Source organism: Sphingomonas sp. ID1715 (assembly GCF_013044515.1).
Classification (GTDB): Bacteria; Pseudomonadota; Alphaproteobacteria; order Sphingomonadales; family Sphingomonadaceae; genus Sphingomonas_B.
The window spans coordinates 529,124-551,473 of sequence record NZ_JABEPR010000001.1 but is presented as its reverse complement, the minus strand read 5'-3'; the positions used below and the strand labels follow the sequence as shown (position 1 = coordinate 551,473).

At 65.9% G+C, this 22,350-nt stretch carries 19 protein-coding genes; 13 read left to right on the top strand and 6 right to left on the bottom strand.

What is annotated here, in order from left to right; all coding sequences use genetic code 11:
* Positions 1 to 115: 115 nt before the first annotated feature.
* The 6 genes from HJG53_RS02710 to HJG53_RS02685 all read left to right on the top strand — a co-directional run bounded on the left by HJG53_RS02710 (position 116) and on the right by HJG53_RS02685 (position 10,531).
* Complete coding sequence (locus HJG53_RS02710; RefSeq protein WP_171127631.1) at positions 116 to 2,863, top strand: Ig-like domain-containing protein; 2,748 nt, start codon at positions 116 to 118, stop codon at positions 2,861 to 2,863.
* Positions 2,864 to 2,891: 28 nt separating this feature from the next.
* Positions 2,892 to 3,479: a PEPxxWA-CTERM sorting domain-containing protein gene (locus tag HJG53_RS02705; protein WP_171127630.1), complete on the top strand. Its 588-nt coding sequence runs from the start codon at positions 2,892 to 2,894 to the stop codon at positions 3,477 to 3,479.
* Between the two features lie 68 nt (positions 3,480 to 3,547).
* On the top strand, positions 3,548 to 5,248 hold the full coding sequence (locus tag HJG53_RS02700; RefSeq protein ID WP_171128131.1) for a sulfotransferase: 1,701 nt from the start codon (positions 3,548 to 3,550) through the stop codon (positions 5,246 to 5,248).
* 105 nt (positions 5,249 to 5,353) lie between these two features.
* Positions 5,354 to 7,894: a TonB-dependent receptor gene (locus tag HJG53_RS02695; RefSeq protein ID WP_368039485.1), complete on the top strand. Its 2,541-nt coding sequence runs from the start codon at positions 5,354 to 5,356 to the stop codon at positions 7,892 to 7,894.
* A gap of 37 nt (positions 7,895 to 7,931) precedes the next feature.
* A complete protein-coding gene (locus tag HJG53_RS02690; RefSeq protein ID WP_171127629.1) occupies positions 7,932 to 10,133 on the top strand; it encodes an alpha/beta fold hydrolase in 2,202 nt (733 codons plus the stop codon).
* Complete coding sequence (locus tag HJG53_RS02685; protein WP_171127628.1) at positions 10,130 to 10,531, top strand: dihydroneopterin aldolase; 402 nt, start codon at positions 10,130 to 10,132, stop codon at positions 10,529 to 10,531. Before HJG53_RS02690 ends, HJG53_RS02685 begins: the two co-directional genes overlap by 4 nt.
* On the opposite strand, the gene HJG53_RS02680 is transcribed toward HJG53_RS02685, so the two are convergent.
* Positions 10,518 to 11,318, bottom strand: coding sequence for a hypothetical protein (locus HJG53_RS02680; protein WP_171128126.1), 801 nt, complete (start codon positions 11,316 to 11,318; stop codon positions 10,518 to 10,520). The genes HJG53_RS02685 and HJG53_RS02680 overlap by 14 nt on opposite strands.
* Positions 11,319 to 11,594: 276 nt before the next feature.
* On the opposite strand from HJG53_RS02680, the gene HJG53_RS02675 reads away from it, so the two are divergent.
* From HJG53_RS02675 to HJG53_RS02650, 6 genes are all read left to right on the top strand, one after another.
* A complete protein-coding gene (locus HJG53_RS02675) occupies positions 11,595 to 12,257 on the top strand; it encodes an energy transducer TonB (RefSeq protein WP_171127627.1) in 663 nt (220 codons plus the stop codon).
* A gap of 53 nt (positions 12,258 to 12,310) precedes the next feature.
* Entirely contained in the window at positions 12,311 to 13,132 is an 822-nt protein-coding gene (locus HJG53_RS02670) for a MotA/TolQ/ExbB proton channel family protein (RefSeq protein ID WP_171127626.1), read from the top strand.
* An 85-nt stretch (positions 13,133 to 13,217) separates the two neighbouring features.
* Positions 13,218 to 13,697, top strand: coding sequence for a biopolymer transporter ExbD (locus tag HJG53_RS02665; RefSeq protein ID WP_171127625.1), 480 nt, complete (start codon positions 13,218 to 13,220; stop codon positions 13,695 to 13,697).
* A gap of 14 nt (positions 13,698 to 13,711) precedes the next feature.
* Positions 13,712 to 14,137: a biopolymer transporter ExbD gene (locus HJG53_RS02660; protein WP_171127624.1), complete on the top strand. Its 426-nt coding sequence runs from the start codon at positions 13,712 to 13,714 to the stop codon at positions 14,135 to 14,137.
* Positions 14,138 to 14,215: 78 nt separating this feature from the next.
* Positions 14,216 to 16,720 (top strand): ATP-dependent helicase HrpB, encoded by a 2,505-nt coding sequence (gene hrpB / locus HJG53_RS02655; protein WP_171127623.1) that lies wholly within the window; start codon positions 14,216 to 14,218, stop codon positions 16,718 to 16,720.
* A 110-nt stretch (positions 16,721 to 16,830) separates the two neighbouring features.
* Entirely contained in the window at positions 16,831 to 17,112 is a 282-nt protein-coding gene (locus tag HJG53_RS02650) for an NADH dehydrogenase ubiquinone Fe-S protein 4 (protein ID WP_171127622.1), read from the top strand.
* Between the two features lie 117 nt (positions 17,113 to 17,229).
* Here the strand turns inward: HJG53_RS02650 and HJG53_RS02645 are convergent, their stop codons facing one another.
* The 4 genes from HJG53_RS02645 to HJG53_RS02630 all read right to left on the bottom strand — a co-directional run bounded on the left by HJG53_RS02645 (position 17,230) and on the right by HJG53_RS02630 (position 19,915).
* On the bottom strand, positions 17,230 to 17,748 hold the full coding sequence (locus tag HJG53_RS02645; RefSeq protein ID WP_171127621.1) for an NUDIX hydrolase: 519 nt from the start codon (positions 17,746 to 17,748) through the stop codon (positions 17,230 to 17,232).
* A complete protein-coding gene (locus HJG53_RS02640) occupies positions 17,745 to 18,416 on the bottom strand; it encodes a TPM domain-containing protein (protein ID WP_171127620.1) in 672 nt (223 codons plus the stop codon). Before HJG53_RS02640 ends, HJG53_RS02645 begins: the two co-directional genes overlap by 4 nt.
* Positions 18,416 to 19,231, bottom strand: coding sequence for a YgcG family protein (locus tag HJG53_RS02635; RefSeq protein ID WP_217352567.1), 816 nt, complete (start codon positions 19,229 to 19,231; stop codon positions 18,416 to 18,418). The genes HJG53_RS02640 and HJG53_RS02635 overlap by 1 nt, the downstream gene beginning before the upstream one ends.
* A gap of 87 nt (positions 19,232 to 19,318) precedes the next feature.
* Entirely contained in the window at positions 19,319 to 19,915 is a 597-nt protein-coding gene (locus HJG53_RS02630; RefSeq protein WP_171127619.1) for a LemA family protein, read from the bottom strand.
* A gap of 120 nt (positions 19,916 to 20,035) precedes the next feature.
* Between HJG53_RS02630 and mscL the strand changes: the two genes are divergently transcribed.
* The gene (mscL, locus tag HJG53_RS02625) at positions 20,036 to 20,467 is read left to right on the top strand and encodes a large conductance mechanosensitive channel protein MscL (protein ID WP_171127618.1); all 432 of its coding nucleotides are present in this window, start codon (positions 20,036 to 20,038) and stop codon (positions 20,465 to 20,467) included.
* Here mscL and HJG53_RS02620 read toward each other — a convergent pair.
* Entirely contained in the window at positions 20,464 to 22,329 is a 1,866-nt protein-coding gene (locus HJG53_RS02620) for an ABC-F family ATP-binding cassette domain-containing protein (RefSeq protein ID WP_171128122.1), read from the bottom strand. The genes mscL and HJG53_RS02620 overlap by 4 nt on opposite strands.
* Positions 22,330 to 22,350: the final 21 nt, after the last annotated feature.

Here is a 22,350-nt window from a genome sequence, read left to right as displayed (position 1 = left end):
GCCAGCGTCCCTTTTCGGCACAATCGCCTTTATCCCCAGTTTTCGCGACCTTGCTGTCATGACGCCGTCATTTGAGCTGGGCTAGGCAAGCCCTCGACTCACAAAGGGGTAGCCAATGACGAGCGCACGGTATCGGCTGTCGGACGGGACGTTCCGGCAGGATTGGAGCAACGCGAATCTGATCACCGCGAACAATGACTGGTCGCAGGTGGCGAGCATCATGGGCTATCGCGGCGACGATGTGGTGACCTCGACCGGGGTAGATCCCCGCACGATTATCGGCGCCAACACGTCGGAAGTGGTGCTCAACGTCGTCGCCAATCAGACGAATCCGAGCGCTTCGAACCTGTCGGGCGGGGTGATCGAGTTCGACACGCTGGCCGATCGCACGATTGGCCTCAACGGCTCCGGCACCGCCGATGCGCCGTCGATCGTCGCCTATTTCGACGCGACCGGCGTCGAGAATATCCGTTTCCAGTGCAACATCCGCGATCTCGACTCCTCGGCCGACAATGCGGTGCAGCAGGTCGCCATCCAGTGCCGCGTCGGCGGCGGCGCCTGGACCAATATCGGCTATTTCGGCGACGTGACCACCGCGGGTAGCGCGACTCAGGTCACCGCCGTCGACCTGATCCTGCCGGCGCTCGCCAATAATGCATCCGACGTGCAGGTTCGCGTGATCACCACGAACGCCGCCGGCAATGACGAGACGATCGGCATCGACGACATCGTCGTTTCCAGCCAGACCCTGGCGGCCGACACCACGGCGCCGACGCTTGCTGCCTTCAACCCCAGCGATCCGGACGACAACGCAGTGGCGGTCGATCCGGCCGGCAACATCGTGCTGCGCTTTTCGGAAGCCGTGCAGGCGGGCAGCGGTAGCTTCACCCTGTCGAACGGCGGCAGCGACATCCGTGTGTTCGACATCACCAATCCCCAGGTGACGATCAGCGGCAACACGGTGACCATTGACCCGGCGACGAATCTGCTCGCCGCCACCAAATACACCCTGACGGCACCCGCCGGCATCGTGAAGGATGCGGCCGGCAACAGCTTCGCCGGCCTGCCCGAAGGTGCGCTCGACTTCACGACCGAGGGGCTGCTGACGCTCAAGATCGGCGACATCCAGGGGCTGGGCCACACAAGCACCTATGTCGGCGCTCATGTGCTGACCCGCGGCGTGGTCACCGCGATCGATTCGAACGGCTTCTACCTGCAGAGCGCCGCCGGCCAGACTGATGGCGACGCGCGCACGTCGGACGGCATCCTCGTCTTCACAGGTGCGGCGCCCAGCGGGATCGCGGTCGGCGACCTGCTCGAGGTCGATGCGCGGGTGACGGAGTTCCTCGCCGGCAACGACAACCGCAACCTGACGATTACCGAACTGACCTCGCCGGTGATCGCGAAGCTCGGCCAGGGCACGATCGAGGCGACGGTGATCGGCGAGGGCGGCATCCATCCGCCGACCTCGGTGATCGAGAATGACGGCTTCACATCGTACGACCCGGCCACCGACGGCATCGACTTCTATGAATCGCTCGAAGGCATGTTCGTCACCATCGACGCGCCAATCGCGATTTCGAACACCAACGAGTTCGGCGAGACTTATGTGGTCGCGAGCGGCGGGGTCGGCTCGACAGGCCAGAGCGCGCGCGGCGGCCTGACCCTGTCTGCCGGCGACTATAATCCCGAGCGGCTGCAGATCGACGACGACACCGGTCTCTTCACCGGCTTCCAGGCGAACTACACGATCGGCGACCGCCTGAGCGACGTCAGCGGCGTGATGAGCTACGCCTTCCAGTCCTACGAATTGCTCGTCACCGCGCCTGTCTCGGTCACCGAGGATGTGACGTTGTGGCGCGACTATGCCTCGATCTACGAGGCCGACGACAAATTGTCGGTCGCCACCTACAATATGGAGAACTTCTCCGCCTCCGACGATCCGGCCAAGATCTACTCGCTGGCGAGCGATATCCTTTTCAACTTGAACGCGCCCGACATCATCGCCGCGCAGGAAATCCAGGATGCCAATGGCGCCGAGGCCGGCGGCAGCCTCTCGGGCGTGGCCACCGCCCAGTCGCTGATCGATGCGATGATGGAGTTTGGCGGCCCGCAATATGCCTATGTCGAGATCGCGCCGACCGCGAACAACTCGACCGGCGGCGAGCCCAATGGCAACATCCGCAACGGCTATTTCTACGATCCGAGCCGCGTGTCTCTGGTCGATGGATCCCTTCAGCTGATCAACGATCCGATCTTCAACGGCACGCGCAAGCCGCTGGCGGCGACCTTCTCGTTTAACGGCGAGGAGGTCACGTTGGTGAATGTGCACTCAACCTCGCGCCTCGGATCCGATGGGCTGTGCGGCGCCACCCAGCCGCCGTCGGATGCGGGCGATGCCGCACGCACCGCGCAGTCGCAGGCGGTGAAGATCTGGATCAATGGTGAGCTTGCGGCCGATCCGTCGGCCAAGATCGCGGTACTGGGCGATTTCAACGGCTTCAGCTGGGAAGGGGGCGTCACCGCGCTCACCGCGAGCGGCCAGCTCAAGGACCTGAACAACCTGATCGCACCCGAAGAGCGCTACTCCTACATCTTCGACGGCAATCTGCAGCAGATCGACCACATCGTGGCGACCAATAATCTGTATCAGGTCGCCGAGTTCCAGCCGGTGCACCTGAACGCCGAGCAAACGCCGGACCTCCAGCTGTCGACTGATCACGATCCGCTGCTCGCCGTCTTCCAGCTCGGCGGGTCGGCGGTGCCGGCCTTCCAAACGGTCGCGTTCGACGCCGCCTATGCCGAAGCGCCGATCATGGCGCGGCAGTTCATCTATTCCGACCAGTGGTTCGCGATCGCCTGATCCGGCCCCATCTCACGAGGACATCATCATGAAAGCCATTCTTCTCGGGGCGGTCGCCGCCCTCGCTCTCGCCGGAGCCCCGGCTTCGGCCCGGGTCCTGCAGTTCACCATCACCAATGTCGGCGATGTCAACGACAAGGGCGATTTCAGCTTCCAGATCGACGAAGACCGGGTGCCCGACATCGTGCTGCCGGCCCAGGTGACCTATGGCAACGGCACCCTCTCGCCGCGCATCGCAGTCACCTATAGTGGCGTGCCGAATGTCGGCTCGGGGACGGTCAACACGCCCATCACCTTCTTCACCTCGACCCAGCAGGGTGGCCTCAGCTTCACCGGCCCGGCCGGTGTGGTGGAGCTGAAGAACACGGTGCTGATCACGAATACGTCGTTCAACACGTCGCTGCCGCGCGCGCAGAACAAGGCCATCTTCCAGCTCGGCACCTTCGACCTCTCGACGACGCCGCGCAACTCGAACCCGGTGCGCCCGTTCGACAATTACCGCGTTACCATCGCGGCGGTGCCGGAACCGGCGAGCTGGGCGCTAATGATCGTCGGCTTTGGCGCCACCGGCTTCGCGGCCCGGCGTCGCGGCGTCGTGAAGGCAGTGATGGCCTGACGCGACAGGCGGGCTGCGAAGCCCGCTTGCCGTTGCGGTCTCCGGCGGTTCCCGGCACATCGGTGACGATGCCTGCCTTCGCCCCTGCCGCACCTGATCCCCGTGCCCTGCGCCGGGCCGCCTTGGCGGCCCGCAAGGCGGGGCGGCACGAGGAGGGCGAGCGGTTCGAACTGGCTGCGATCGACGCATCGGTCACCGACCCGGTGCTGATCGAGGCAGCGGCGGCGCTGGTCGAGGGGGATTTGCGGGCCGCGGAGCAACTGCTTCGGCCCCGGCTGCGCGACGACCCGTTCGACGTCGCCGCGATCCGCATGATGGCAGAACTTGCCGGCCGGCTCGGCCGTTACCGCGATGCCGAGGCGTTGCTCCGCCGCGCGCTCGAACTGGCTCCCGCATTCCGTCCCGCGCGCGCCAACCTCGCCACCGTGCTTCACCGCCAGAACCGCTCGGTCGAGGCGCTGGCCGAGCTCGACCGGCTGGTCGGCGACGATCCCGACAACCTCAGCCACGCCAATCTGCGCGCTGCGGCGCTCGGCAGGATCGGGGAGTTCGACGAAGCGATCACCCTCTATGAAGCGGTGCTGGCCCAGGCGCCCGATCAGCCAAAGGTCTGGATGAGCTATGGCCATGTGCTGAAGACCGTCGGCCGGACGGAAGAGGCGATCACCGCCTATCGTCGCGCGACAGCGATCCGGCCGGAAATGGGCGAGGTCTGGTGGAGCCTCGCCAATCTGAAGACGGTACGCTTCTCGGATGAAGATGTGAACGCCATGACGGCGGCGCTCGACCGGCCCGGCCTGTCCGACGACGATCGGCTGCACCTGCATTTCGCTCTCGGCAAGGCACATGAGGATCGGCGCGACGCGGAGCCGGCCTTCCGTCACTATGCCGAAGGCAATGCCATTCGTCGCCGCCAGCTACCCTATGATTCGGCCGACACGGCGGAGCAGGTGGCGCGGGCCAAGGCGATCTACACGCCCGACTTCTTCGCCGCACGGACAGGCTGGGGCTGCCCGGCGCCCGATCCGATCTTCATTCTCGGCATGCCGCGCGCGGGATCGACGCTCGTCGAGCAGATTCTCGCGAGCCACAGCCAGGTCGAAGGGACGATGGAGCTGCCGGACATTCCGGCCATTGCCGCACGGATCGGGGCCGGCGAGACTTCGGTCGCCGAGCTCACCCGCGATCAGGTGCGCGCGCTGGGCGAGGAGTATCTCGACCGCACGCGCGTTCAGCGGAAGACCGACCGGCCCTTCTTCATCGACAAACTGCCGAACAATTGGGCGCATGTCGGACTGATCCGGCTGATCCTGCCTCATGCCAGAATCGTCGATGCGCGCCGCCACCCGCTCGCCAGCTGCTTCTCCAACTTCAAGCAGCATTTCGCGCGGGGGCAGAGCTTCACCTACGGCCTGGCCGATGTGGGTCATTACTATGCCAGCTATGTCGCGCTGATGGCGCATTTCGACCGGGTGCTGCCCGGCCATGTCCACCGCATCATCTACGAACGCCTGGTCGACGACACGGAAGCGGAGATCCGCGCGCTGCTCGCCGCCATGCGCCTGCCGTTCGAAGAGCCCTGCCTGCGCTTCTGGGAAACCGAGCGCGCCGTTCGCACCGCGAGCTCAGAACAGGTGCGCCGCCCCATCAATCGCGAAGGGCTGGAGCCATGGAAGCCCTTCGAACCGTGGCTCGACCCGCTGAAGCAGGCGCTTGGCGATGTGCTGGACACCTATCCCGAGGTGCCGGCCCTTTTGACCGTTGCATAAGCGCAACAGGTTCTTCCGAAACTGACGCTTTTCCGCCGTTCCCCTTTGACGGGAGCGGCAAAGCGGACGAGCCTCTGCCCCGGGTACGGGATTGGGGAGACGCTTGTGCGCCGAAAGACTTGGACTCCGGTGATGGTGGCGCTGCTCGGCAGCTCGGCACTGGCGGGCACCGCGCTTGCGCAGGATCAGCAGCAGAAGGAACAGGCGGAGGCGTCCGGCAACGAGGCAATCGGCGACATAATCGTCACCGCGCAGAAGCGCGAGGAGAGCCTGCAGAACGTGCCGATCAGCGTGCAGGCGCTGGGCACGCAAAAGCTCGAGCAGCTGAACGTCTCCGACTTCAACGACTATACGCGGCTGCTGCCGAGCGTGGCCTTCCAGACGGCAACGCCGGGCACCTCGACCGTCTACATCCGCGGTGTTGCGTCCGGCGGCGACGGCAATCACTCCGGTTCGCTGCCGTCGGTCGGCTTCTATCTCGACGAACAGCCGATCACGACCATCGGCGGCACGCTCGACATCCATATCTACGACATTGCCCGCATCGAGGCACTGTCCGGCCCCCAGGGCACGCTCTACGGCGCCTCGTCCGAGGCTGGAACAATCCGCATCATCACCAACAAGCCGAACACGGCTGGGTTCGAGGGTGGGTTCGACGTCGAGGCGAACACGGTCCGCAAGGGCGGGCAGGGCGGCAAGGTCGAAGGCTTCGTCAACGTGCCGCTCAACGACATGATCGCGCTGCGGGCGGTCGGCTTTTACCAGCACGACGCCGGCTTTATCGACAATGTGCCGGCAACTCGCAACTTCCTCGGCGGCCTGTCGATCAACAACAATGCGATCGCCAAGAAGGACTTCAACGAGGTCGATACCTATGGCGGGCGCCTGGCACTCGGCATCGACCTGTCCGACGACTGGACCGCGACCGCGTCCTTGTTCGGCCAGGACCAGAAATCGAAAGGCTCCTTCGGCTATGAGGAGCGGCTCGGCGACCTGAAGGTCAACCGCTTCTTCCCCGAGAATAACCACGACCGCTGGTATCAGGCGGCGCTGACGGTGCAGGGCAAGATCGGCAATTGGGACCTGACCTATGCCGGCGCCTATCTCGACCGCAAGCGCAACAGCTCGTCCGACTATACCGACTATGCGGAGGTCTATGACGCGCTCTACGCCGATTACGGGGGCCTTGCCGGCTATTTCTATTACCAGGACAATGCCGGGAACAACGTGGTGCCGGTCCAGCGCATCGAAGGCAGCGACCATTTCAAGCGGGTCAGCCAGGAACTCCGCATCGCCTCGCCTTCGGAAGAGCCGTTCCGCATCGTCGGCGGCCTCTTCTACCAGCGCCAGTCGAACCTGATCCATCAGGACTACAAGGTCGACAATCTCGGCTCCGCGGTTTCGGTGAACGGCTTCCCGGGCACGCTGTGGCTGACGCAGCAGAGGCGCGTCGATCGCGACTATGCGATCTTCGGCGAGGCGAGCTACGACATCACGCCGACGCTGACGCTGACCGGCGGCCTGCGCGGGTATAAATTCGACAACACGCTGATCGGCTTCTTCGGCTTCGGCAGGAACCCAGGCATCGACCCCGACGATGGCCGCCCCTTCACGGCCGGCCCGTTCAACGCGGCGGGATCTTCCCGGACCGGCGTCGCGGGATGCTACACGACTGACGGGCGGACGCTTCGCGAGGTGATCAACGGCAGCAACAACACCGTCAGCCTGTTGCCGGCGGCGGTGAACGGCAGCCCGTGCACCAACCTTGCGGACTTCAAGAACGGCAAATTGGTGCCCAAGCGGACCAAGGACGATGGCGTCCTCTACCGCCTGAACCTCAACTGGAAGCCGGCAGAGGGCAAATTGCTCTACGCCACCTGGTCCAAGGGTTTCCGCCCCGGCGGCATCAATCGGCGCGGCACGGTCGCGCCCTATGATCCCGACTTCCTGATCAATTACGAGCTTGGCTGGAAGACCACCTGGGGCAACACGCTGCGCTGGAACGGCGCCATCTTCCAGCAGAAGTGGAAGCAGTTCCAGTTCAGCTTCCTCGGCGAAAACAGCTTCACCGAAATCCACAACGGACCCAATGCCCGCATCCGCGGCATCGAAACGGATTTCACCTGGAACCCCGTTGTGGGGCTGACGCTATCCGGCAGCGCCGCCTATATCGACGCCAAGACTCGCCAAGACCTTTGCATCGCGGACACCGGTTCGACCAACTGCGGAACGGCGGACAATATATCTTCGCCACGCGGCACCCGGCTGCCCATCACGCCCCGGTTTAAGTTCAGCGGCAATGTGCGCTACCAGTTCGAAACCGGCAGCGACCTGAAGCCCTATGTCCAGGGGGTCGTTTCGCACGCCAGTTCCGCCGCATCGGACATCCGGTTCGTCGACAGCAGCGGCAATAGTCCGCGCCTCGGCATCGGGCGGCTGCCGCCCTGGACGACGGCGGACTTCATGCTGGGCACGGCCTGGCGGAAGTTCACCGCCGAACTGTTCATCCAGAATGCGTTCGACGAGCGGGCGCAGATCACGCGCTACGTGCAGTGCGGCCAGTGTCTGCCGGTCAACAATGGCCGAACCTACGCCGTGGTGCAGACCCCGCGTACGATCGGGATCCGGGCAGGGTATCGCTTCTAGGCTCTGCTCCGCGAAATAATGTGCTAGCGAGCGCGCCATGATCCGCATCCTGGCCGCGCTCGCGGCGCTTTCGCTTGCACCCTCCGCCATGGCCCAGACGCAAAAGCTCACTCTCGAACGCATCTACGGCAACCCGCCGCTGTCGGGTCCCACGCCGCGGCTGGTGAAGCTGTCGCCCGATGGCCGCTGGCTAACATCGCTGCGCAATCGCCCGGACGAGAAGGAGCGGTTCGATCTGTGGGCGGTGGACACGTCGACCGGTGCCGAGCGGATGCTGGTCGATTCCCGGAAGTTCGCGACCGGCGCCGAACTGTCCGAGGCCGAGCGGATGCGGCGCGAGCGCGCGCGTATCGCCGACCAGACCGGCATCGTCGCGTATGACTGGAGCGCGGATGCGCGCAGCCTGCTCGTGCCGCTCGACGGCGATCTCTATCTGGCGACGCTAGACGGCCAGGTCCGCCGCCTCACCGCGACGCCGACCAGCGAGCTCGACGGCACGGTCAGCCCGCGGGGCAAGTACGTCTCCTTCGTGCGCGACCAGAACCTCGTCGTGCTGGACCTCGCCACGGGCAAGGAGCGCGCGCTCACCCGCGACGGCAGAGACACGCTCAGCTGGGGCGTCGCCGAGTTCATCGCGCAGGAGGAAATGGACCGGCGTCGCGGCCATTGGTGGTCGCCGGACGACAAGCGCATCGCCGTCGCGCGCGTCGACGAGAGCCCGGTCGCGATCGTCACCCGCTCTGCCATCGGCGCGGACGGGACGCGGGTCTATGCGCAACGCTATCCGAAGGCCGGCACGCCGAACGCGCGGGTGGAGCTGTATGTGTTCGGCGTCCGCGGCGGCAAGCCGGTCAAGGTCGATCTCGGCCCCGATCCGGACATCTATCTCGCCCGGGTGAATTGGACCGCGGACGGATCGGCATTGCTCGTCCAGCGCGAAAGCCGCGACCAGAAGCGGCTCGATCTGCTCAGCGTCGATCCCGTGACGGGTAAGTCGTCCGTCCTGTTCACCGAAACGGCGCAGACCTGGATCAACCTGCACGACAATCTCCGTGCCCTTGCCGATGGCAGCATCCTGTGGACGTCGGAACGAGACGGCTTCAGCCACCTCTATCGGTGGCGGGACGGGCAATGGACCCAGTTGACCCGCGGACCCTGGCAAGTGCAGCAACTGCTTGGCGTCGATGGGACAAGGAACCGTGTCTGGTTCACGGCCAACAGGGATACGCCGCTGGAATGGCACGTCTATTCCACGCCACTCGACGCCCCGGGCGAGCCGCAGCGCCTGACGGAGCCCGGCTATTCCTACGGCGCCAAGATGGACGAGGCGGCGACGCGGCTGATCCTCAGCCGTTCCAGCACGACCCAGCCCCCGCAAGACTATCTCGCGGATGACGGCGGGAAGCGGCTGCTCTGGATCAACGAGAATAAGGTCGCGGGCGATCACCCCTATGCGCCATTCCTGAAGAGCCATGTCGCGGCCGAGTTCGGCACGCTGAAAGCCGTCGACGGGCAGGTGCTGCACTATAAGCTGTATCGTCCGCGCGGCGCCGTTAGGCCCGGGCCGGTGCTGCAGGTCGTCTATGGCGGTCCTCATGGCGGCCGTCAGGTCGTCAACCAATGGAACGACCCGTTCTACCAATATCTGGTCGATAAGGGGTGGACGGTTTTTTCGATCGACAATCGCGGCACGGCCGATCGCGGCAAGCGGTTCGAAGATGCGATCTATCACGCCATGGGTGCCGTCGAGGTGGAAGACCAACTCGCCGGCCTCGCTTGGCTGAAGCGCCAGCCCTTCGTCGATCCGAAGCGGGTCGCGGTCTATGGCTGGTCCTATGGCGGCTATATGACACTGAAGCTGCTCGAGGCCGCGCCCGGCGCTTTCGCCGCCGGCGTCGCCGGCGCTCCGGTCACCCGGTGGGAATTGTACGACACGCATTATACCGAGCGCTTTCTCGGCAACCCGGCGATCGATCCGAAGCCCTATGAAAGCTCGGATGCGCTGGCCAACGCGACTGCAATCAGGGATCCGCTGTTGCTGATCCATGGCATGTCCGACGACAATGTCGTGTTCGACAATTCGACCGCGCTGATGGCGAAGCTGCAGGCGGCGGCGATCCCGTTCGAAACGATGGTCTATCCAGGGTTCGGTCATCGGGTGGCGGGTCCGGGCGTCAGCGTCCATGTCTGGCGCACCATCGCCACCTTCCTCGACCGCCAGCTGGGTGAAGCGAAATGACCACTCCGCCGCGCATCGAGGGGCTCGTGCCATCGGAGCTGGCGCCCAAGAGCTTCCGGATCTTCCTCAACGACTTCGACCTGCCGGTGGATATCGGCTTCCATGATTTCGAGGTCGGCACGCCGCAGCGGCTGCTGGTGAGCGTGGAGGTGTGGGTGACAGCCGAAGCGTTCGCCAGCGAAGACAGCGCCGCGGTCGCCTGGAACTATGACTTTCTGCGCACCGAGATCCGGCGCATGACGGAAGGGCGGCGTTTCAACCTGCAGGAAACACTGGCCCGCGAAATCTATGAGCTGATCGCCGCCCGCAAGGGGGTCACCGGCCTGCGCGTGTCCACCCGCAAGCCCGACATCTACCCGGACTGCGCGGGCGTCGGGGTGGAGATCAGCTCCTTCTGACCGGCCGGCTGCGGCTGCACTGGCCCAGGCGCTCGAGCACGAACCCGTAATCGGCGCGCGCCGCTTCGGCTGCGCTCGGATCGAGGTCCGCCACAGCAGCGTCGGGCAAGGAACGCGGCAGCCCGCAAGCGAGGCGGTACCAGAGCAGGGTGTCGCGCTCGGGCGGCTGCGCAGCCTCGTCGACCACTTCGGTCAAGGCCACGGACCAGCTCGGCTCCTGGCCCGGGCGCCGCAGCACGTTGAGCGAGATGGGCCGATTGTCGCGCGTCGACAGGAATATCTGGGTCTCGCCTTCGCCGGGGATGGCTCCCGCGACATGGAAGGCACTGGTGATGCCCGTGACCGGCGGCGGCGCATCGGCGCGCAGGGCTTCGGTCAGGATCGCGCGCACGCGCTGCTCCGTCTCGGGAGTCAGGGGAAGCTGCGCGTCCTGCGCGATCAGCTGCAACTCGCCGGGACGCCCTGGCACGGTGCGCGCCAGCAACAGCATGGTTCCCTTTTTGAGCTTGGGCACCTTGCCCCTGGCATCGAGCGGAACGTCGACCAAGTAGCGGATCAGCGGCGGAATATCGTTCGGGCCGCGAATCAGGCGGTTCGCCGTGGCTTCAATGAACAGGCGCGCATGCCCCGTTTTGAGGCCCGGAGCGCGTTCGGGTTCCACTCGAATCGCGTCCGTAACAGTGACCACAAGAGCCACCGGAGCAGCCAGTGCGCGGTCGGCGAGATCGGCATAGCTGTAGGTGGGCGCCGGGCTGCTCGTCTGGGCCAAACTGTCCACCGCTGTCATAAGCAACGCTGCCGTAACGGAAATCAGGCTCGGGATACGCATCATTCCTCATGCGTTAAGACTTTCGTGCGGCGTCCGCCTAGCACAAAACTGTCATGGTGGGACCGTAGGTTTCCTGCGTCCGACAAAGCGTTTGCGTCGGTTAATGCTCGGAGATAGAGAACCGGACTTCTGCCCAGAACAGAACCTAAGCCGGGTGGATTGGATTTAGTTGCGGCAACAGGCCGGCGCTCCCTTCGCACCGCCCGCTGCCGAGAGAGGGAGTCTCGTTACTGAATGGCCTACGCTGACAAACAGGGCTTGAACGGTAGCAAGCTCGCGTCGATTGTGATTGTGATCCTGATCCACGCGTTGCTTGGCTATGCGTTCGTGACCGGCCTTGCGTTCAACGTCATCAAGAAGGTCGCAACGGACCTCAAGACGTTCGACGTGGAGGAAGAGCCGCCGCCCCCCGAAGAGCCGCCGCCCCCGCCGCCGCCCGACCAGAAGGTCGAGCCGCCGCCGGTGGTGACTCCGCCGCCGATCGTTTCGGTAAATACGCAGCAGGCCCCGACGATCGTGTCGGTTCCGCAGCCTCCGGTGTTCGTGCCGACGCCGGCTCCGCCTGCGCCGCCGCCCCCGCCGCCTCCACCTGTGCCGCAGGTTTCGAAGGCTGCGTCTGCCAAGGGCGATCCCGCGCGCTTCATCACGCAGGATGACTATCCGCCGCGTGCGTTGCGTGAGGGCGCCGAGGGGACGACCCGCATCACCTGGGACATCAATCCCGAGGGCCGGGTCGAGAATTGCCGCGTCACGTCTTCGAGCGGAAACGCCGATCTCGACGATGCCGCCTGCCGAGCCATGACCCGCAAGGGACGGTTCTCGCCGGCGCTCGACCAGAGCGGTAACCCGATGAAGAGTTCCCAGTCGCGGAACGTGAAGTGGGTCATCCCGAAGTAATGGCGGTGCTGCCGCGCGTCGAACGTTCGAACCTATTCAGAGGAATATAAGCAATGATCACCCAAATCGCTTTCATGCAGGAAGCAGCGGCCAAGGCCGGCGAAAACCCCTATGGCCTGTGGGCCGCGCTGGAACAGGGCGGCGTCATCGCCTGGTCGGTGTTCCTGATCCTCGTTTTCATGTCGATCTTCTCCTTCTACATCCTGTTCACCAAGCTGTTCGAGCAGCAGAAGATCATCAACCAGGGCCGCAAGATGCGTTCGGGCTTCTGGAACATGACCAACCTGCGCGAAGGCGCGAACAAGCTCGAGAAGAACTCGGCCTATCGCCAGATCGTCGACGACGCGCTGATCGCCCAGGAACAGCATGGCAAGCTGACCGATCCGGTCGAGGCACATGACTGGATGCATGGTTCGATCAACCGCTCGCAGGGCCTGATCAACTCGAAGCTGGGCGGCGGTCTCGCCTTCTTGGCGACCGTGGGTGCGACCGCGCCGTTCATCGGCCTGTTCGGCACCGTCATCGGCATCTATCGCGCGCTGATCAAGATCGGTCTCGCCGGCCAGGCGTCGATCGACGCGGTCGCGGGTCCGGTCGGTGAGGCGCTGATCATGACCGCGCTGGGTCTGGCCGTGGCCGTGCCGGCGGTGCTTGCCTATAACTGGCTGCAGCGCCGCAACAAGGCGATCGCGGAAGACCTGTCGGCCTTCTCGAACGACGTGCTCGGCTACATGATGTCGGGTGGTACGGTGAAGCCGGCCAATCTGCGTCCCTCGGCCGCTCCGGCTGCTGCCTCGACCAAGCCGGGCGTGACCACCGCAAAGCCGACCGGCACCGCGGCGGGCCAGACCGGCGGCGTGCAGACCAAGGCCTAAGTGACGGATAGGCGGGCGCGTACCTCGCGCGTCCGCCGCTTCCAAGCCGCCGGTTCGCCTGCGGCTTAAGACAGGACAGGATCCTATGGCATTTGCAGTTGGGGGTGAAGACGACGTCCCCATGTCGGACATCAACACGACGCCTCTCGTGGACGTCATGCTGGTGCTCCTCATCATCTTCCTGATCGCGGTTCCGGTCGTGATCCAGACGGTTCAGGTCAAGCTGCCGAACGTCCGCTTCGACCCGACCACGACCAAGCCGGAGAATGTCTCGCTGACCGTGCGGGCGGAGCCGGACGGATCGTGCGGCGTCTATTGGGGGCTGACCAAGGTAAGCGCCCAGGAACTGCTCGATCGCGCCGTCGCCAAGCTGCGGCGCGAGATCGATCGGCAGGGCGGTCCCAATGCGCCCGGGCTTGAACTGCCCGAAGCGCATATCCGCGGCGACGTGAACACGCCTTACCGGTGCATCGGCGGCGCGATCTACACGATGCAGCTGGCCGGCTTCAGCCGGGTCGGCTTCATCTCCGAGCCGCCTCCGGGTGGCAACGTCGTCCGCCTCTGAGTTAGGAGTACCCGATGGCAATCTCAGGTGGCCGCGAAGACGGCGAACCGATGGGCGAGATGAACACGACGCCGTTGATCGACGTCATGCTCGTGCTGCTCATCATGTTCATCATCACCATTCCGATCCAGACCCATGCGGTGAAGATCGACCTGCCGGTGAACAGCGACAACAACGAACCGCCGCCGATCGACCCGATCAAGAACAAGGTCTCGGTCGATCCCAGCGGCACCATCACCTGGAACGGCTCGCCGATCGATATCGTGACGCTGCGCCTCTATCTCGACCGCACCCGCGCGATGAGCCCGGAACCGGAACTGCACGTGCAGCCCGATCCCCAGGCGCGCTACAATGTGGTCGACAACGTGCTGGCCGTGATCAAGCGGTCGGGCGTGACCAAGATGGGCTTTGTTGGCAACGAGCAATATCGCGCGTTCTGACGACCTAGGGTTCGAACGTTGAAGAGGGCGGTGCCGAAAGGTGCCGCCCTTTTCAGTTTTCGGCTAGACGCTGCTTCCTTGACCAACAATCTTCCCATCGACGCTGTCCTGCCCGAGCTGCTTGCCGCTCTTTGCGCCGGGCCGAACGCTGTGGTGGTCGCCCCACCGGGCGCCGGCAAGACCACGGCGATCGCGCCGGCCCTGCTGGATCAGCCCTGGTGCGCCGGCGAAGTGCTGCTCCTTTCGCCCCGCCGCATCGCCGCGCGCGCGGCCGCCGAGCGCATGGCGGAACTGGCAGGCGAACCGGTCGGCCGCACCTTCGGCTATGCCACGCGCATGGACAGCAAGCGCTCTGCCGCCACACGAGTTACCGTGCTGACGGAAGGCATTTTCCTTAACCGCATCCAGGCCGATCCCGAGCTCTCCGGCATCTCTGCCCTGCTGTTCGACGAGGTGCACGAACGCAGCCTCGATAGCGATTTCGGCCTCGCGCTGGCGCTCGACGCCCAGGCTGCGCTCCGACCCGATCTTCGCATCTTGGCTATGTCAGCGACGCTCGACGGCGCGCGTTATGCGGCCCTGCTCGGCGACGCGCCGGTCATCGAAAGCAAAGGCCGCTCCCACCCGCTGGAGCTGCGTCACCTCGGACGCGACACCTCTCTACGCATCGAGGACGCCATGGCTTCCGCCATCCGCCGCGCGCTGCGGGAAGAGGATGGCGGCGTGCTCGCCTTCCTGCCCGGCGTCGTCGAGATCGAGCGCACCGCCGAGCGGCTCGGCCCGCTTGCCGACAGCGTGATCCTGCACAAACTGCACGGCCAGGTCGATCCCGCCGCCCAGCGCCTCGCCATCGCGCCGGCTGGACCGTGCCAGCGCAAGCTCGTGCTCGCCACCTCGATCGCCGAGACCAGCCTGACGCTCGACGGCATCCGCGTCGTGATTGACTCCGGCCTGGCTCGGCGCCCACGCTATGATCGCCAGGCAGGCATGACTCGCCTCGTCACCGAGCGGGCCAGCCAGGCTGCGGTGACCCAGCGCGCGGGCCGCGCTGCGCGCCAGACCGACGGCGTCGCCTACCGCCTTTGGGAGGAAGCCGCGACGGCTGGCCTGCCCCGCTTCGATCCGCCCGAGATCCTGGAAGCCGACCTGTCGCCGCTGCTCCTCGCCTGCGCGATCTGGGGCGTCACCGATCCGCGCGGCCTGCGCTGGCTGGATCCGCCGCCCGAAGCTGCGGTCGCGGAAGCACGCTCCCGTCTGACGTTGCTTGGCGCGATCGACGGGGACGGCCGCCCGACCCCGCACGGCCGCCGCATCGCCACTCTACCGCTGCCGCCGCGCCTCGCGCACATGCTGGTCGCAGCCGAGCCGCTTGGCCTGCTTGAACGCGCCGCCGAAGTGGCGGTGCTGCTCCAGGAACGGGGGCTGGGCGGGAGCGACGCCGATCTGGAACAACGCCTCCGTCGCTGGCGCAGCGAGCGCGGCAGGCGCGCCGAAGCGGGCAGGGGGCTCGCGAGGCGTTGGGCGAAGCTGGTGTTGCAGGAGTCCAATGCGCCCGTCCCGAGCGAAGTCGAGGGGCGTGGCTCTATCTCGGAGAAGCGCCCCTCGACTTCGCTCGGGACGAGCGAGCTTGGGCGGACTGTGGCGCTTGCCTATCCCGATCGCGTGGCGAAGCGCCGCTCTGCCGACGGCGCGGACTGGATCAGCGCTGGGGGCAGGGGCTTTCGCCTCGATCCTACCTCATCCCTCGCGCGTGCCGAGTGGCTGGCGGTTGCCGAGGTGCAGGGTGCGGCGTCGGGCGCCCGCATCCTTTCCGCGGCGCCGCTGGAGGCGCAGGAGGTGGAGCCGCTCTTCGTTGATTGGATCGAGACCGTGCGAGACCTTCGCTTCGATCCCGCCAGTGGAGGCGTGACCGCGACGCGCGAGCGTCGCTTGGGCGCGATCCGCTTGTCGAGTGGACCCGATCCGGATGCCGAACCTGACGCCATTGCTGCCGCGCTATTGGAGGGCGTCCGCGCCCATGGCGTGCACCTGCTGCCCTGGCCCGAAGCAGCCGCGGCATTCCGCACCCGCGCCGCATTTGCCGGCCTCGACCTTGGCGATGAAGCCTTGCAGGAGCACCTCGATGATTGGCTCCCACCGCTGCTCGCCGGCAAGCGCCGCTTCGACGCAATCGAGCCCGGCGCGTTCCTGCAGGCGTTGGAAATGCTGGTCGGCTGGGACGCCAAGCGCCAGATCGACCAACTCGCGCCCGCGCACTTTACGTCGCCGGCGGGCAGCATCCACGTCATCGACTATGGCGCCGAGGCTGGGCCGACGGTGGAGCTTCGTGTCCAGGCGCTGTTCGGCCTTGCCGAGCACCCGGTCGTCGGGCGCAACCGCGTGCCGCTGGTGCTGAGCCTGACCTCCCCCGCGGGCCGCCCCATCCAGACCACGCGCGACCTGCCAAGTTTCTGGCGCGGCAGCTGGGCGGCGGTGGCGAAGGAGATGCGCGGCCGCTACCCGAAACATCCCTGGCCCGACGACCCGGCCGCCGCTGCCCCCACGCTCCGCACCAAGGCGGCGGACGCCCGGCGCAGCCAGTGATGTTCTCACAAAGGGCACAAAGATCACGAAGAGAGGCCTTCATGTCGTTTGTGCCCTTTGTCAGAACAAACTTTCTTCAAACGTAGCGCTGTGCACGTTAAAGGCGCTTCATGCCTGACGCCCGCATCTTCCAGCGCCCGAAGAACTCCACCCAGTCCGGCCGTGCCGGGACCGATCGCTGGGTGCTGGAATATATCGCGCGGGAAGCGACGCCGGTCGATCCGCTGACCGGCTGGAACGGCCTCGCCGACACCCAGGCGCAGGTGAAGTTGCACTTTCCGACGCTGGAGGCTGCCAAGGCCTATGCCGACAGGAAGGGCGTGACCTACCATGTCGTGCCGGCGCCGCAACCGAAGCTGAAGCTGCAGGCTTACGCAGATAATTTCCGGTAGCATCTGACGTCATCCCGAACTTGTTTCGGGACAAGCCGTCAGTTGCGAGATGTGGTCGTTTGACCGCCCAAGATCACGCCGTCCCACCCTTGTCCCGAAACAAGTTCGGGATGACGGCTATTCCAGGATGCTGTGGGCCAGCACCAGCAGCATCTTCACGTCGATGAACATGCCCGCTACCCGCTTGTCCGCCACGAATGCCGGCACATCCTCCAATCGGACCCGATGGACGGTGATCCCCTCATTCGCCTCGCCCCCGCCTTCGCCGACCTTGGTCAGCCCATGCGCCCTCACCAGCGTGAACGTCTCCGAGACCATCCCGGGCGAAGAGGCGAAGCGGCCGATCACTTGGATGCGCTCGGGCCGGTAGCCGGTCTCCTCCTCCAGTTCGCGCGCGGCCGACTCCTCGACCGTCTCACCCTCGTCCTTGTCGCCGACCAGCCCCGCGGGTAGCTCCAGGCAGGGGCCGCCCAGCGGCACACGATGCTGCTCGACGAGCAGGACATGGCCGTCGTCGATCGCCAGGATCACCGCGGCATGGATGTTGTTGGCGCGGCCGACGAACTCCCAGCGGCCCTTGCGTCGCGCCTCGATATACTTGCCCGCCCAGACGGTCTCGATCTGCTCTTCACTCATAGCTGGATCAGACGATCGGGCATCTCGTTCGGGTCCGTGCCGGTATAGGGGAAGTGCGTCGCCAGCACGTTGCCGATCCGCTTAACCGCATCGGCGATACCTTGGCCCGGCTGGCCCGCCTTCACGCCTTCGAGCAGGGCGATCATCGCCTCGCCCCATTCCTCGCCGCCGATCCTGAATTGGATCAGCTCGTCGGCGACGATCTCGGCACGGTGCTCGGCCAGGCTAAGATACAGCAGCACGCCGCTGCGGCTGGCGGTGCGCCGCTCGGTTCCGACCTGGAAGAGCATGATCGCACGCCGCCGCACGCGGCGCTCCTTGGTCGCATGAGGCGTGATCGCGAGCCGTACGCGTGGCAGCCGGAAGATCGCCCAGGCGACCACGAAGGCGCCGGCCGTCTTCAGCAGCAGGTAGAGAACGATCAGGCGCAGCGGCGTCTCTTCCGCGCTCCATGGCCCATGGATCACCTCTATCGCCCAATGCAGCAGGCCGGGGAAGGTGGCGAACAGCGCCAATGGCAGCAACGCGACGAGCAGCGACCAGTGCAGCACCGCATCAGCATAAGTATCCGAGTCGGGTGCCACGACGACGGAGATTTCGCCGTCGGTCCGTGTCTCTGCCTCACGAATCGCCCCGGCGACGAGCTCATGATCGGCTGCGGTCAGCATCACCAACTCCCCGAGGCGCCACCGCCCCCACCAGACCCGCCGCCGCCGCTGAAGCCGCCGCCGCCGCCGCCCCAGCCACCGCCTCCGCCCCAGCCGCCGCCGCGTCCACGCGAGGCATTCTCCGCGATCTCGCTCGCGACCCACAGCCACACCGGCCAGTTGCTGTCGCGGCGATAGCGCCGGGACCCGAATACCCCGCGCTGCTTGCGTCCACGCCGCATCGACAGGACGACGAACAGCGCGACCATGCCCCAGAAGATCAGGCCAAGTGGAATGCCGCCGCCGGAGCTGCGCCTGCTCCCGGCGCGCTCTTGATTGAGAATCTGGTCCTGCCGGGCCTGCGCCTGATCTTGCGGGAGCTGCAACTGCGCGACAATCGCGTCGGCGCCCGCTTCGATCCCGCCGGCGAAGTCGCCCTGTTGAAAGCGCGGCCGCATCTGCTCGCGGATGATCACCGAGGATAGCGCATCCGTCAGATAAGGCTCCAAACCATAGCCGACTTCAATCCGCATCTTGCGGTCGCTGGGAGCGACAATGAGGATCACGCCATTGTTCACACCTTTTTGCCCGATCCCCCAGCTTCGGAGCAGCCGGTATCCATAATCTTCGATCGGATAGCCCTGCAGGTCGGGAATAGTGGCGACGACGAACTGCCGGGTCGTTGCCTTCTCCAGCGCCTCCGACTTGGCGCTGAGCGCCGCCTCCTGCTCGGGGCTGAGCAGGTTGGCGGCGTCCACCACACGGCCAGAGAGCGGCGGGAAGGTCTGGGCTGGGGAGGGCGAGGCGAGGGCCAGCAGGCACAGCGAGATTGCCAAGACCGCTTGCCATAGTGCTCCGACGAAGGCCGGAGCGCTGATTAGGGCTCCGGCCTTCGCCGGAGCACGCTGGGTTGCACCATGCACTTACTTGCCGAAATCGACCGTCGGCGCCTGGTCCGCGTTCGGCGTGGTGGCCTGGAACGGCACCAGCGGTTTGGCGCCGTGGACCAGCTTGGCGCCGATCATGTCGGGGAACGTGCGGATGCGCGTGTTATACTCGCGCACTGCCTCATTATAGTCGCGGATGGTGATGTTGATCCGGTTCTCGGTTCCTTCCAGCTGGCTCATCAGCGTCTGGAAGTTGGCCTGGCTCTGCAGCTGCGGATATTGTTCCTGCAGCCGCTGCAGCGGGATGATGGATGCGGACAGTCGCGCCTGCGCTTCGTTGAACCGCGCCATCGCCGCCGGATCGCTCAGCTGCTCACCGCTGACCGTGATCCGGGTGGCGTTCGCGCGTGCTTCGGTGACGTTGGTCAGGATGCGCTCTTCGGACGCGGCCGCTCCCTTTACCGTCGCCACGAGGTTGGGGATCAGGCTGGCGCGGCGCTGATAGGCGGCCTGCACATCGGCCCAGCGCGCCTTCGCCACTTCCTCGGAGGCCGGCACCGTGTTGATCCCGCATGCGGTGACCGACAAGGCCAGCGTCGGAGCAGCCAGGGCAGCGAACAGACGAGACGACATGCGATTTCCTCCAGGTGTGTTGCCGGGGAAATACACTGCGCCTGCTCCCCAAGCAATCGCCATTGCTTTCGTCTGTGTAACGAGAGAGGCTAGGACGGCGTTCCAGCTGGGGAGTTGAGAATGTTTAGGGGTTTCCGCGACTTCATCGCCCGGGGCAATGTCCTCGATCTCGCCGTCGCCGTGATCATCGGCGCCGCCTTCGCGACGATCACCACGTCGCTCACCGAAGACATCATCATGCCGGTGATCAGCACGCTGACCGGTGGTCTCGATTTTTCCAGCAAGTTCGTGCTGCTGGGGTCGGTGCCGGAGGGCTATACGGGTTCGCTCACCGACTATGAGGCGCTGAAGAAAGCGGGCGCGGTGATGCTGGGGTGGGGCCGGTTCGTGACCGTCGTCATCAACTTCCTGATCCTCGCCTTCATCATCTATCAGCTGGTAAAGGCCGCCACCCGCGCCCAGCTGCGCAAGGATGCCGAGCCCGCCGCGACGCCGGAGGACGTGTTGCTGCTGCGCGAGATTCGGGACGAGCTGCGCGCGCGGCGCGGCTAGGCGGCGATCGCTTCGACCGCTTCGCTCGCTTCGAGCCACAGCGCTTCGCGCGCCTCGATCGCGCTTTCCAGGTTGGCGCGGCGCTGCATCAGCTCGGTCATCGACAGCTTGGCGAGGCTCGCTTCGGCCGATGACGGATCGAACAGCGCGAGGTCGATCGCGCTGCGCTCTGCCGTTAGCTTCGCCAGCTCGGTTTCGATCGTCCGCACCCGCGAACGCAGCTGCTTGGACTGCTCCCGCGCTTCGGCCGCGGCGCGCCGCTGGTCCTTGCGCGCCGCCTTGTCCTGTTTAGGCTCGGTCGCGCCATCGCCTACCAGGATGAAGCGGACATAATCGTCGAGCGATCCGTCGAACTCGCGCGCGGTACCCTGGTCGACCAGCACCAGCCGGTCGGCCGTGGTCTCCACCATGTGCCGATCGTGACTGACGATCAGCACCGCTCCCTGATATCCGTTCAGCGCCTGGATCAGCGCCTCGCGCGCATCGACGTCCAAATGGTTGGTCGGCTCGTCGAGGATGAGGAGGTGCGGCGCGTCGCGGGTGATCAGCGCCAGCGCCAGCCGCGCCCGCTCGCCGCCGGACAGCTTGCCGACCTGCGTGGTCGCCTTGCTGCCCGAGAAGCCGAACCGTCCCAGCTGCGCGCGCACGGCCGACGGGGAGGCGCCCTGCATCGCGCGTGTCATATGCTCGAGCGGCGTATCGGCGCGATCGAGTTCCTCGACCTGATACTGCGTGAAATAGCCGACGCGCATCTTGCCCGAGGCGTTGATCGCCCCCGCCATGGGCGTCAGTTGCGCCGCCAGCAGTCGGGCGAGCGTCGTCTTGCCATTGCCGTTGCGGCCGAGCAGGGCGACGCGGTCATCCGGGTCGATGCGCAGGTTCAGCCGCTTCAACACCGGCGTCTCCGCATAGCCGACCTCCGCCATGTCGAGCGTGATCAGTGGCGGCCGGAGCGCATCAGGGCTGGGGAAATCGAAGCAGAGCGTCGGATCGTCCATCAGCTCCGCGATCGGCTGCATCCGCGCGAGCGCCTTCGCACGCGACTGGGCCTGTTTTGCGGTCGAGGCGCGCGCGCTGTTGCGGGCGATATAGTCCTGGAGCTTCTCGCGCTCCGCCTGTTGCTTCGCCCGCGCCGAGGCAAGCTGCGCCTGCCGCTCGGCCCGTTGCCGCTCGAACGCGTCATAGCCGCCAGGATAGAGCGTCAGCTTGCCGCGATCGAGGTGCAGGATGTGGGTGACGATCTTGTTCAGGAAGTCGCGCTCGTGGCTGACCACCAGGATCGTCGCCGGATAGCTCTGCAGGAAGTCCTCCAGCCACAGCACCGCTTCCAAGTCGAGGTGGTTGGACGGCTCGTCGAGCAGCAGCAGGTCGGGCTGGGAAAAGAGCAGGGACGCCAGCGCCACGCGCATTCGCCAGCCGCCCGAAAAGCTGTCGAGCGGCCGCCCTTGCGCTTCTTCGTCGAAGCCGAGCCCGACCAGGATGCGCGCCGCCCGCGCCGGCGCCGAGTGGGCGTCGATCGCCATCAACCGCTCGTGGATCTCGCCCAGCCGGTCGCCGTGCGCGACGTCGGCTTCGGCGAGCAAGGCCGCGCGTTCGGTGTCGGCGGAGAGCACCGTCTCGAGTGGCGTCGCGCTGCCCGCCGGCGCCTCCTGCGCGATATAGCCGAGCCGGGCGCCGCGTGGCATTTCCGCCCCACCTTCATCGGGCTCCAGCATTCCCGCGACGACCCGCATCAGCGTCGTCTTGCCCGCGCCGTTGCGGCCGATCAGGCCGACGCGGCCGCGCGGGGGCAGGGCGGCGCTGGCGCCGTTCAGGATCGTCGCGCCGCCGAGACGGACGGTGATGTTGTTCAGATTGAGCATGATCGAGAGCGCCCATAGCAG

Coding starts and splice junctions, on each gene's coding strand:
- HJG53_RS02710 (WP_171127631.1), top strand. CDS start 116: ATGACGAGCGCACGGTATCGGCTGTCGGACGGGACGTTCCGGCAGGAT.
- HJG53_RS02640 (WP_171127620.1), bottom strand. CDS start 18,416: ATGCTGACCGCAGCCGATCATGAGCTCGTCGCCGGGGCGATTCGTGAG.
- HJG53_RS02620 (WP_171128122.1), bottom strand. CDS start 22,329: ATGCTCAATCTGAACAACATCACCGTCCGTCTCGGCGGCGCGACGATC.
- mscL (WP_171127618.1), top strand. CDS start 20,036: ATGTTTAGGGGTTTCCGCGACTTCATCGCCCGGGGCAATGTCCTCGAT.
- HJG53_RS02630 (WP_171127619.1), bottom strand. CDS start 19,915: ATGTCGTCTCGTCTGTTCGCTGCCCTGGCTGCTCCGACGCTGGCCTTG.
- HJG53_RS02700 (WP_171128131.1), top strand. CDS start 3,548: ATGCCTGCCTTCGCCCCTGCCGCACCTGATCCCCGTGCCCTGCGCCGG.
- HJG53_RS02650 (WP_171127622.1), top strand. CDS start 16,831: ATGCCTGACGCCCGCATCTTCCAGCGCCCGAAGAACTCCACCCAGTCC.
- HJG53_RS02685 (WP_171127628.1), top strand. CDS start 10,130: ATGACCACTCCGCCGCGCATCGAGGGGCTCGTGCCATCGGAGCTGGCG.
- HJG53_RS02675 (WP_171127627.1), top strand. CDS start 11,595: ATGGCCTACGCTGACAAACAGGGCTTGAACGGTAGCAAGCTCGCGTCG.
- HJG53_RS02670 (WP_171127626.1), top strand. CDS start 12,311: ATGATCACCCAAATCGCTTTCATGCAGGAAGCAGCGGCCAAGGCCGGC.
- HJG53_RS02690 (WP_171127629.1), top strand. CDS start 7,932: ATGATCCGCATCCTGGCCGCGCTCGCGGCGCTTTCGCTTGCACCCTCC.
- HJG53_RS02660 (WP_171127624.1), top strand. CDS start 13,712: ATGGCAATCTCAGGTGGCCGCGAAGACGGCGAACCGATGGGCGAGATG.
- HJG53_RS02680 (WP_171128126.1), bottom strand. CDS start 11,318: ATGACAGCGGTGGACAGTTTGGCCCAGACGAGCAGCCCGGCGCCCACC.
- HJG53_RS02645 (WP_171127621.1), bottom strand. CDS start 17,748: ATGAGTGAAGAGCAGATCGAGACCGTCTGGGCGGGCAAGTATATCGAG.
- HJG53_RS02705 (WP_171127630.1), top strand. CDS start 2,892: ATGAAAGCCATTCTTCTCGGGGCGGTCGCCGCCCTCGCTCTCGCCGGA.
- HJG53_RS02665 (WP_171127625.1), top strand. CDS start 13,218: ATGGCATTTGCAGTTGGGGGTGAAGACGACGTCCCCATGTCGGACATC.